The 9864-nt window shown below is 69.0% G+C and carries 9 protein-coding genes; 7 read left to right on the top strand and 2 right to left on the bottom strand.

Annotation, left to right across the window (positions count from 1 at the left end; all coding sequences use genetic code 11):
- Positions 1-102: 102 nt before the first annotated feature.
- From AB0I03_RS21930 to AB0I03_RS21915, 4 genes are all read left to right on the top strand, one after another.
- On the top strand, positions 103-759 hold the full coding sequence (locus AB0I03_RS21930; RefSeq protein WP_360415671.1) for an amino acid ABC transporter permease: 657 nt from the start codon (positions 103-105) through the stop codon (positions 757-759).
- A 13-nt stretch (positions 760-772) separates the two neighbouring features.
- Positions 773-1693 carry an amino acid ABC transporter permease gene (locus tag AB0I03_RS21925; RefSeq protein WP_360415669.1) on the top strand — a complete coding sequence of 307 codons (921 nt, stop codon included), beginning with the start codon at positions 773-775 and terminating at the stop codon, positions 1691-1693.
- 134 nt (positions 1694-1827) lie between these two features.
- Positions 1828-2796 carry an ATP-binding protein gene (locus tag AB0I03_RS21920; protein ID WP_360415667.1) on the top strand — a complete coding sequence of 323 codons (969 nt, stop codon included), beginning with the start codon at positions 1828-1830 and terminating at the stop codon, positions 2794-2796.
- 129 nt (positions 2797-2925) lie between these two features.
- Positions 2926-3336 carry an SCO5389 family protein gene (locus AB0I03_RS21915; protein ID WP_270114194.1) on the top strand — a complete coding sequence of 137 codons (411 nt, stop codon included), beginning with the start codon at positions 2926-2928 and terminating at the stop codon, positions 3334-3336.
- 73 nt (positions 3337-3409) lie between these two features.
- Here the strand turns inward: AB0I03_RS21915 and AB0I03_RS21910 are convergent, their stop codons facing one another.
- Complete coding sequence (locus tag AB0I03_RS21910; RefSeq protein ID WP_360415665.1) at positions 3410-4120, bottom strand: TetR family transcriptional regulator; 711 nt, start codon at positions 4118-4120, stop codon at positions 3410-3412.
- Between the two features lie 20 nt (positions 4121-4140).
- Complete coding sequence (locus AB0I03_RS21905) at positions 4141-4554, bottom strand: hypothetical protein (RefSeq protein WP_360415663.1); 414 nt, start codon at positions 4552-4554, stop codon at positions 4141-4143.
- A gap of 150 nt (positions 4555-4704) precedes the next feature.
- On the opposite strand from AB0I03_RS21905, the gene hisF reads away from it, so the two are divergent.
- The 3 genes from hisF to AB0I03_RS21890 all read left to right on the top strand — a co-directional run bounded on the left by hisF (position 4705) and on the right by AB0I03_RS21890 (position 9545).
- Positions 4705-5469, top strand: coding sequence for an imidazole glycerol phosphate synthase subunit HisF (hisF, locus tag AB0I03_RS21900; protein ID WP_360415661.1), 765 nt, complete (start codon positions 4705-4707; stop codon positions 5467-5469).
- 384 nt (positions 5470-5853) lie between these two features.
- On the top strand, positions 5854-7764 hold the full coding sequence (locus AB0I03_RS21895) for an ABC transporter ATP-binding protein (protein WP_360415659.1): 1911 nt from the start codon (positions 5854-5856) through the stop codon (positions 7762-7764).
- The gene (locus AB0I03_RS21890) at positions 7761-9545 is read left to right on the top strand and encodes an ABC transporter ATP-binding protein (RefSeq protein ID WP_360415657.1); all 1785 of its coding nucleotides are present in this window, start codon (positions 7761-7763) and stop codon (positions 9543-9545) included. The genes AB0I03_RS21895 and AB0I03_RS21890 overlap by 4 nt, the downstream gene beginning before the upstream one ends.
- Positions 9546-9864: the final 319 nt, after the last annotated feature.

Below are 9864 nucleotides of genomic sequence, written 5' to 3'. Positions count from 1 at the left end.
TCTCCTTCGGCCGCACCGGCCGCGCCACCCCCTACGCCGTGCTCGAACCCGTGCGCGGCCGCGTGAAGCGGCCGCCACCGCCCGCCTTATGGAGGAGTCCGCTTGTTCGACAATTTCGACCTCATGGTGGCGGCCCTGGGCAGGGGCGCCTGGACCACTGTGTGGGTCACGCTCTCCAGCTACACGATCGCCCTGGTCATCGGCATGATCCTCGTGGTCATGCACGTCAGCCCCGCACTCCCGGCGCGCTGGGCGGCCAACGCCTACACCCAGCTCTTCCGGAACATCCCGCTCCTGGCGGTCCTGTTCATCATGTACTTCGGCCTGCCGAAGATCGGGATCGTCGCCGACAACTGGGTCTGGGCCCTGCTCGGACTCGGCATGTACACCGGTGCGTTCGTCGGCGAGACCCTGCGCTCGGGCATCAACTCGATCCCGCTCGGACAAGCCGAGGCCGCCCGCTCGATCGGGCTCACCTTCGGGCAGTCCCTGCAGGGCGTGATCCTGCCGCAGGCCGTGCGCGCCGTCATCCCGCCCCTCGGGTCGATCCTGATCGCCCTGGTCAAGAACAGCGCCCTCGTGCTCGCCATCGGCGTCACCGAGCTCACCGCCCAGTCCCGCCGGCTCATCGAGGACAACGCGAGCCGCTTCGACCTCTGGGGGGTCATCATCGGCGTCACCGTCAGCTACCTGCTGATCGCGTTCGCCTTCAGCTACCTGGTGCGGCTCGTCGAACGACGCACCGCCTTCGTCCGATGAGAGCGGGTGACTCATGAGCAGACAGAACGAGAGCACGGTGCTGTTCGACGCGCTCGGCCCCAAAGGCCGCCGCAACTCGAACATCGCCTCCATCATCTCCGCGGTCGTCATCCTGGGCGTGCTGGCGTTCGCCGCCAGCGTGCTCGCCGACGAAGGCTTCTTCGAGGCGTCCCGGTGGGTCAACCCGCTCGACGCCCTCGTCGTCGAGACCACCTGGATCCCCGCGATCCTCGACACCCTCACCGCGTTCGCGCTCGGATCGGTCCTCGCGCTGATCCTCGGCGTGCTCTTCGGATTCGGACGGATCTCGCGGTTCGCCCTGACCCGCTGGGCCTCCACCGGTTACGTCCAGTTCTTCCGGGCCCTGCCGCTGATCCTCCTCATCTGGATCTCCTTCACCATCGACGGCCACTTCGGCTTCACCTCCGACACCCTCGGCTGGTCCAGCGACACCCGGCGCCTCACGTTCCTCGTGCTCGGCCTCGGCATCTACAACGGCGCCGTCCTCGCCGAGATCCTCCGCGCGGGCGTCGCGGCCCTGCCGCCGGGCCAGGCCATGGCCGGGTACGCGGTCGGCCTGACCCACGGGCAGGTCCAGCGCCTCATCGTGCTCCCGCAGGTGCTGCGGAACATGCTCCCGGCGGTGCTCGCACAGCTGGTGATCCTCCTCAAGGACACCTCGCTGGGGTACGTCATCACCTACCCCGAGCTGCTGCACTCGGCCAACATCATCGGCCGCGACTACAGCAACTCGTTCCTGCAGGCGCTCGTCATCGCCGCGTTCATCTACTTCGTGATGGCGTACGCCCTCTCGAAACTGGTGGTCCTGGTCGAACGGAAGATGCGGAAGAAGACCGCCGCGCCCAAGGCCGCCGCGCAGCTCGAATCGGAGATCACCGCCGGCCAGGGCTCGGGCGCCGCGATCCTGCCCTGACCCCACTCGCGCCACCAGGGCCCCGCCGGCACCAGCCGGCGGGGCCCTTTCTGTATGAGGCGCAGTCACATTCCGGCTCTGCTACCCTCCATTTGAAATCAGCAACCATTTTCAATTGGTGGGGGAACCACAGCATGAAACTCGCCTTCGTCGGCAAGGGCGGCTCCGGCAAGACCACGATGGCCTCGCTCTTCGCACGCCGCGCAGCAGCCCTCGGACACCCGGTCATGGCCATCGACGCCGACATCAACCAGCACCTCGCCGCCGCACTCGGCCTCGACCCCGAAGCCGCCGCCATGGGCCCCGTCCTCGGCGAGCACCTCCACGACATCAAGGACTACCTGCGCGGCACCAACCCGCTCATCCCCTCCGCCGACCTCATGCTCAAGACCACCCCGCCCGGGCCCGGCTCACGCCTGCTCACCGTCGGCGAATCCAACCCCGTGTTCGACACCCTCTTCACCGAACACGACGGCATCCGCTTCGCCGCCACCGGCGGCTTCGTCGACGACGACCTCGGCGTCTCCTGCTACCACTCCAAAGTCGGCGCCGTCGAACTCCTCCTCAACCACCTCGTCGACGGCACCGACGAATTCGTCATCGTCGACATGGTCGCCGGCGCCGAAGCCTTCGCCTCCGGCATGTTCACCCGCTTCGACCACACCTTCCTCGTCTGCGAACCCACCCTCCGCAGCGTCGGCGTCTACAAGCAGTACCTCGGCTACGCCGAGGACTACGACGTCCGGATCTCCGTGATCGGCAACAAGATCGACGACGACGACGACATCGCGTTCCTGCGCGAGCACGTCGGCCACGCCCTCATCGGCTGGTGCACCCGCTCCCGCTACGTCAAAGCCGCCGAACGCGGCAGCGTCGGCCCCGTCGACGCCCTCGAACCCGAGAACCTCGCCGTCGTCGACGCCGCCCGCGACCGCGCCGCCGCCGACGGCAAGGACTGGGCCAAATTCACCCGCCAAGCCCACGAATTCCACCGCAAAGCCGCGCTGGCGTGGGGGAACGACCGCGCCGGGGTCGACCTGGCCGACCAGATCGTGCCCGGGTACGTCCTCGGGGAGCACCTGCTCCGCGCGCAACACGTCTGATCGCCGCACAGCGCCGTGCGGCCCGCTCTGGACGGCTCGCGATCGGGGACCCCTCTGCGTCGACTTCCCGACAGCGGAGGGTCACCGGGACCGAGCACAATGAACCGATTCGAACCGAGAGGAGAACGCATGTCCCTTGACGTCTCTGAAGACCTGCTGCACAAGGCCGAGGCAGGGGAGGTCGGCGACGCCGACTTCATCGACTGCGTCAAGCAGTCGCTGCCGTTCGCATGGGAGCTCATCGCCAAGGTCGTCAACGACCTGAAGAACGGGGTGGTCTCGTCGAGCGGCTCGACCCAGTTCGCCGACAACACCACCCCGCCGCCGGACGAGCAGGCGCGCGGGCAACTGCTGCGGGTGCTCGCCTCGGACTCGATGCGCGGCGCGCTCGAACGCCACTACGGCGTGAAGCTCGCCTTCCAGAACTGCCACCGGATCGCGGCGTTCCCGCTGGCGGAGGTCGACTCGGACACGTACCGCAAGTTCATCTCCCCGCGCGGGCAGCTGCTCAACCAGTCGCCGGAGCTGCGCGACTGCTGACGCCTGCGCCATTGCGCTGCGGCACAGGCTGAACGGGCCGGCGGGACACTCGTCCCGCCGGCCCGTCCCGCGTCTACTCGGGACGCCTGGTGATGAGGAAGTCCCGCACGAGCTCCTCGCCCTGCTTCACCAGGGGCCGCAGGATCTTCAGGCGGGAGAGGGCCACGACGCGGGCCGCGAGTGGCGCCGTGCGGCAGGCCAGCTCGCGCGACTTCTCCTGGCCGGGCGAGGCGTCGTACACCCAGTACAGGACCACCACCATCTGGTGGAGCCAGAGCATCTCCGGCAGGATGTCCGCCATGTCCTTGGGGACCTTGGTCTTCGAGCCTTCCAGGACCTCGCGGTACAGGGCGATGTCGCGGTCCCGGCTCTCGGTGGAGTCGGCCGAGAAGGGGCTCAGCGGACTGGACGGGTCGGCCGCGTTCCGGAAGAACTGGCCCGCGAACGCGTGGTAGGGCCCGGCGATGTCGAGCCAGGCGAGCAGCGCCGCCTCGATCCGCTCGGCGAGGGTCTCCTTGCCGTCGAGCAGGCGGGGGGTGAGCTCGGCGTGGCGGGTGGTGGCCTGCTCGTAGAAGCCCTGGATGAGGTGCTCTTTGGACTTGAAGTAGTAGTAGGCGTTGCCCACGGACACACCGGCCTCGGCGGCGATCGCCCGCATCGTGGTCTTGTCGTAGCCGCGCTCGGCGAACATGTCGAGCGCGGTGTCGATGATGCGCTGCCGCGTCCGCTCGCCCTTCGAGGAGGGGCGGGCGGACGCGTCAGAGGACTCGGCTTCGGTGCTCACGCAGGCGATCCTACTGCGGTTCAGGCGCCGTACGCCTGGGGCCGCTGCGGCGGGCGCGGCGGTTCCAGGGTCGCGAGGGCGCGGGCGTCGACGTGCCCGCGCTTGCGGAACCCGTTGAGCACCAGGACGTTGAGGACGTGGAGGAGGCCGAGCACGAGGAGGACGGCGCCGATCTTGACGGCGACGGTCTCGAAGACGCCGCGGGCGTCGGGGATGGGGTCGGCGGTGCGCAGCCACAGTGCCACGAACCCGAAGTTCAGGAGGTAGAAGCCGACCTGGAGGAGCTTGTTGACCGCTTGGGCGAGCTGCTCGTCGCCGGCGAAGACGTCCTTGATGAAGTGGAAGCCGTTGGCGCCGAGGGTGCGGGCGACCCAGATCGTGAGGGGGATGGCGACGAGGAGGTAGGCGATGTAGCCGATGACTGCCAGGTCCATGGCAGTGCTCCGTTCTGTGCGGGGTGGTTCGGGCTTGAGTTGAACATGTTCAACTCTTGTCTCGACGCTACACCCACTCTTGAACGTGTTCAAGTCCGAGGTGGAAATATGGCGGACGCCACCGCACCGCCCCGCCTGTAGGCTTGCCGCGTGACTGTTGCGGTGCGTGTGATCCCCTGCCTGGACGTGGATGCCGGGCGGGTCGTCAAAGGTGTCAACTTCGAGAACCTGCGCGACGCGGGCGACCCGGTCGAACTGGCCGCCGCCTACGACGCGGCCGGAGCCGACGAGCTCACGTTCCTCGACGTGAGCGCCTCGTCCGGCGACCGGGCGACCATGTACGACGTCGTGGCCCGCACCGCCGAGCAGGTCTTCATCCCGCTCACCGTCGGCGGCGGCGTCCGCACCCCCGACGACGTCGACCGGCTCCTGCGCGCCGGCGCCGACAAGGTCGGCATCAACACCGCCGCGATCGCCCGCCCCGAGGTCATCTCCGAGATCGCGGAGCGGTTCGGCAACCAGGTGCTCGTGCTCTCGGCCGACGTCGCCTCCGGGCGCGACACCGCATCCGGCTGGGAGGTCACCACCCACGGCGGCCAGAAGCGCTCCACGGGCCTCGACGCCGTCGAATGGTGCGCCCGCGCCGCCGAACTGGGGGCGGGGGAGATCCTGCTCAACTCGATCGACTCCGACGGCATGAAGCAGGGCTTCGACCTCGAACTCATCGCCGCCGTGCGCGCGGCCGTGGACATCCCGCTCATCGCCTCCGGCGGCGCCGGCAAGGCCGCCCACTTCCCGCCCGCAGTCGACGCCGGCGCCGACGCGGTCCTCGCCGCCTCGATCTTCCACTTCGGCGACGTCGCGATCGGCGAAGTCAAGCAGGAACTGCGCGAGACGGGCCACCCGGTCCGCTAGCGACCGGCTTCGGCCGGCCCGCGAGCCGCCGCAGGACGAACACCCGGCGGTTGACGAGGCGCCATATTCCCTGGGGCCGGGCCTCGATCGCTGAGCCTCCCGGGGAGTGCGGCCGTTCGACGCGGTGGAACCGATCGGTCGAACGTGAGCGGAGGGTCTCCGCAAATCGGACATCGATGGGCCCCCGGTATCAACCCTGACCTACGAGTACGACAGTTTGTCGACCCGTAGCGAACCGTGCGTGACCATGCCGATCGGTGCCATCCGGTGGAATTGCGGTTGGCGACCGGCCCAGGCGCGAGGCATCATTGCTAGCGGTTGCTTGCCGACCGGCTAGCCAGCACTTCCCAGGGCTGGCGCCCGCACCCACCGACCGGAGACCCGATGACGCTGCCCACCGGCGCCGACACACCGTCCTTCGACGACCAACCCGCCGACGACCGCATCCTCCGCCAAGGACTGCGCAACATCGGCGACATGATCCGCCTCGAACCCAAACCGTTCGCAGTAGGCGCCGCCGGAGCCATGGCGAACACGGCGATGACGCTCTTCCTCTCCTTCGTCGTCGGCTGGGTCGTCTCCGCGATCGCCGTACCCGCCTACGAGAACGGCGAAGTCGTCCTCGCCACCGTCATGATCGGCGTCGCCGCCCTCCTCGGCACCTCCATCGTCCGCTTCTCCACCATGTGCGCCCGCCGCATCGGCGCCGGCGTCATGATGTTCGGCGTCCAAGCCCACTGGCGCCGCCAGATCACCCGCCGCTACCTCGCCCTCCCCGTCTCCTGGCACCAGAAGCACCCCACCGGCACCCTCCTCTCCAACGCGAACGCCGACGTCGAAGCCGCCACCCGCCCCCTCGCCCCCCTCCCCTTCGCCGTCGGCACCCTCTTCATGGTCGTCGTCGCCATGGGCGCCTTCCTCTGGATCGACTGGGCCATCGCCCTCGTCGCCCTCGGCATGTTCCCCGCCCTCTTCGCCCTCAACGCCCTCTTCGCCACCAAAATGGCCCCCCGCGCCAAACGCGCCCAAGAACTCCGCGCCGAAGTCTCCGCCGTCGGCCACGAATCCTTCGACGGCGCCCTAGTCGTCAAAGCCATGGGACGCGAAGCCGCCGAAACCGAACGCTTCAGCGCCACCGCCGAAGACCTCCGCGACGCCATGATCGGCGTCGGCCGCCTCCGCGCCGCCTTCGAACCGGCGATCTCCGGACTCCCCGAAATCGGCGTCCTCGTCGCACTCCTCGTCGGCCTCGCCCGCTTCGAAGCCGGCGCCATCGACCTCGGCCAACTCGTCACCGTCTCCTTCATGTTCTCCGTCCTCGCCTTCCCCGTCCGCGCCATCGGCTGGGTCCTCGGCGACCTCCCCGGCTCCGTCGTCGGCCGCCGCCGCGTCGACCACGTCCTCGCCGCCACCGGTGACATGTCATATGGCACCAAGCAACTCCCCGACACCACCACCCCCGCCCGCCTCGAATTCGACGCCGTCGCCTACGCCTACCCCGACGGCCACGAAGCCCTCCACGAAGTCACCTTCACCGTCGAACCCGGCACCACCGTCGCCCTCGTCGGCGCCACCGGCTCCGGCAAATCCACCCTCGCCCATCTCGCCGCCCGCCTCGTCGACCCCACCCGCGGCACCGTCACCCTCGACGGCCACGACCTCCGCGACCTCACCCACGCGACCCTCGCCCGCACCACCGCCCTCGTCCAGCAGATCCCGTTCGTCTTCGACGACACCGTCCGCGCCAACCTCGCCCTCGACCGCACTGGCCTCGACGACGACCGCCTCTGGGACGCCCTCGTCGCCGCCGGAGCCGAAAAATTCACCGCCGCCCTCGAAGACGGCCTCGACACCGAAGTCGGCGAACGCGGCACCACCCTCTCCGGCGGCCAGCGCCAGCGACTCACCCTCGCCCGCGCCCTCGCCGGCCAACCCCGGATGCTCATCCTCGACGACGCCACCAGCGCCGTCGACCCGAAAGTCGAGTCCCAGATCCTCACCGGCCTCAAAGACTCCTCCGAAGTCGCGAGCGTCCTCGTCGTCGCCTACCGCAGGGCCACCATCGCCCTCGCCGACGAAGTCGTCTTCCTCGAAAACGGCCGCATCACCGCCCGCGGCCCCCACCAGGACCTGCTCAAGACCCACCAGCCCTACGCCGACCTCGTCACCGCCTACGAGCGGGCCGAAGCCGAACGCGAATTCGACAGCGAATTCGACGACACCGAACTCAACGACACCGAACTCAACGCCGACATCAACGGCACCAACCGCAACGAAGAGGAGACCACGGCGTGAGCGCGCAGGACGCAACCCAGACGCAGCCCGGCCCGTGGCAGACCGTCAAACGCGGCCTGCGGCTCTCACCCGAACTGCGCCGCGGCCTCGGATTCACCGTGTTCCTCGCCGCCGTCACCTCCATCGGCCGCCTCGTCGTCCCCGTCGGCGCGCAGCAGGTCCTCGACAACGGCCTCCTCGGCGAAGGCGGGCCCGACATCGGGTACGTCGTGCTCGTCGCCTCCCTCGGCGTCGCGGCCCTACTCGTCACCACGGGCACCAACTACCTGATGAACCGCCGCCTGTTCGTCGTCTCCGAGCACGCGCTGGCCTCACTGCGGCGCAGGACGTTCCGGCACATCCACGACCTGTCGATGCTGCACCAGCAGTCCGAGCGGCGCGGTGCGCTGACCGCGCGCGTCACGACCGATATCGACCAGGTGAGCACGTTCCTGCAGCAGGGCGGCATGGTGCTGGTGACGGCGGCGGCGCAGATCGTCGTCGCCACCGTGGTCATGGCGGTGTACTCGTGGCAGCTGGCGATCGCGGTGTGGATCGTGTTCATCCCGGTGACCTGGCTGATCAAATGGCTGCAGGGGCACCTGGCCGCCGCTTACACCGATGTGCGCAAGAGCGTGTCCAAAATGCTCTCGGCCGTCGCCGAGTCGGTGGTCGGCGCGGGCACGGTGCGCGCGTACGGGGTCGGGGCGCGCACGAGCGAGCGGCTCGACGCTTCGATCAACGAGCACCGGCGCGACCAGACCCGCGCGATCAGCCGCTCGGCGTTCTCGTTCGGCGCGGGAGAGCTGGTCTACCTGGGCGTGAACGTGGTCGTGGTGGTTCTCGGCGCGTTCCTCGTCGCCGACGGATCGATGACCGTGGGCGAGCTGACGGCGTTCCTGTTCCTCGTCATCCTCTTCACCCAGCCCGTGGTGATCGGCACCGAGACCCTCAACGAGGCCCAGAACGCGGTCTCCGGCTGGCGGCGCGTGCTCGACATCGTCGACACCGAGCCCGATGTCGCCGACCCGGTCGACGGTATCGCCCTTCCCGAAGGGCCCCTAGGGATCCGCTTCGAGGGCGTGCGCTTCGCGTACCCGGGCGGCGAGGAGGTGCTGCACGGCATCGACGTCGAGATCCGGGCGCATTCGAAGGTCGCGGTGGTCGGCGAGACCGGTTCGGGCAAGACCACGTTCGCGAAGCTGCTGACCCGGCTGATGGACCCGACCTCGGGGAGCGTGCGGATCGGCGGCGCCCCGCTCACAGGTGTCACGTTCGCGTCGCTGCGCAGCCGGGTGACGATGGTGCCCCAGGAGGGCTTCCTGTTCAACGGCACCCTCGCGCACAACGTGCGTTTCGCCCGGCCCGAGCTGACGGACGCGGAGATCTATGTGGCCTTCGCTGAGCTCGGCCTGGATGACTGGCTCGAGACCCTCCCGGCCGGCCTCGAGACCCAGTTGGGCGAGAGCGGCGCGAATTTGAGTGTGGGCGAGCGCCAATTGGTGTCGCTGGTGCGCGCGTATGTGGCCGACCCAGACCTGCTTGTGCTCGACGAGGCCACGAGCGCCGTCGACCCGGCCACTGAGCTGCGGCTCTCGTCGGCGCTGGACGCGGTCACGCGCGGGCGCACCACGGTGATCATCGCGCACCGCCTGTCGACGGCCGAGACCTCTGACGAGGTGCTGGTCTTCGACGCGGGGAATCTGGTGCAGCAGGGCCCGCACGCGGAACTGGCCGCTGAGCCCGGTTCGGTGTATGCGGGGCTGCACGGCTCGTGGGTCGAGCAGACGCGCTCGAATTGAGTCGAGTTCCGGGTTGACCTGAACTGGCCGAGTTGGACTGAGCTGGTGTTGCGGCGTGGCGGTCGGGCCTGGGCCCGACCGCCACGCGCGTCCTCCGCGGAGGCGGAGGGGTGTGGCACCTGGCGGGGACCGCGCGCGGCCGGATTGCCGCGCGCGGTCTCGGTATGGCGACGTTCGCGAATCCCCTTATGTCGCCGCCATCCCGCCGGTGCCCGATGGCGTTTTTTGCTATCTACTACAACACGCGGGGTAGTGGACCGGCAACAACAGTTTCCTGCCTGTGGATAACTTCGTGAGCAGCACTTTTGTTGCCTGGTGG

The sequence above is a fragment of the Glycomyces sp. NPDC021274 genome, from assembly GCF_040641195.1.
Lineage (GTDB): Bacteria > Actinomycetota > Actinomycetes > Mycobacteriales > Micromonosporaceae > Glycomyces.
The sequence above is the reverse complement of the archived record's forward strand: the minus strand, read 5'-3'. Positions and strand labels throughout refer to the sequence as shown.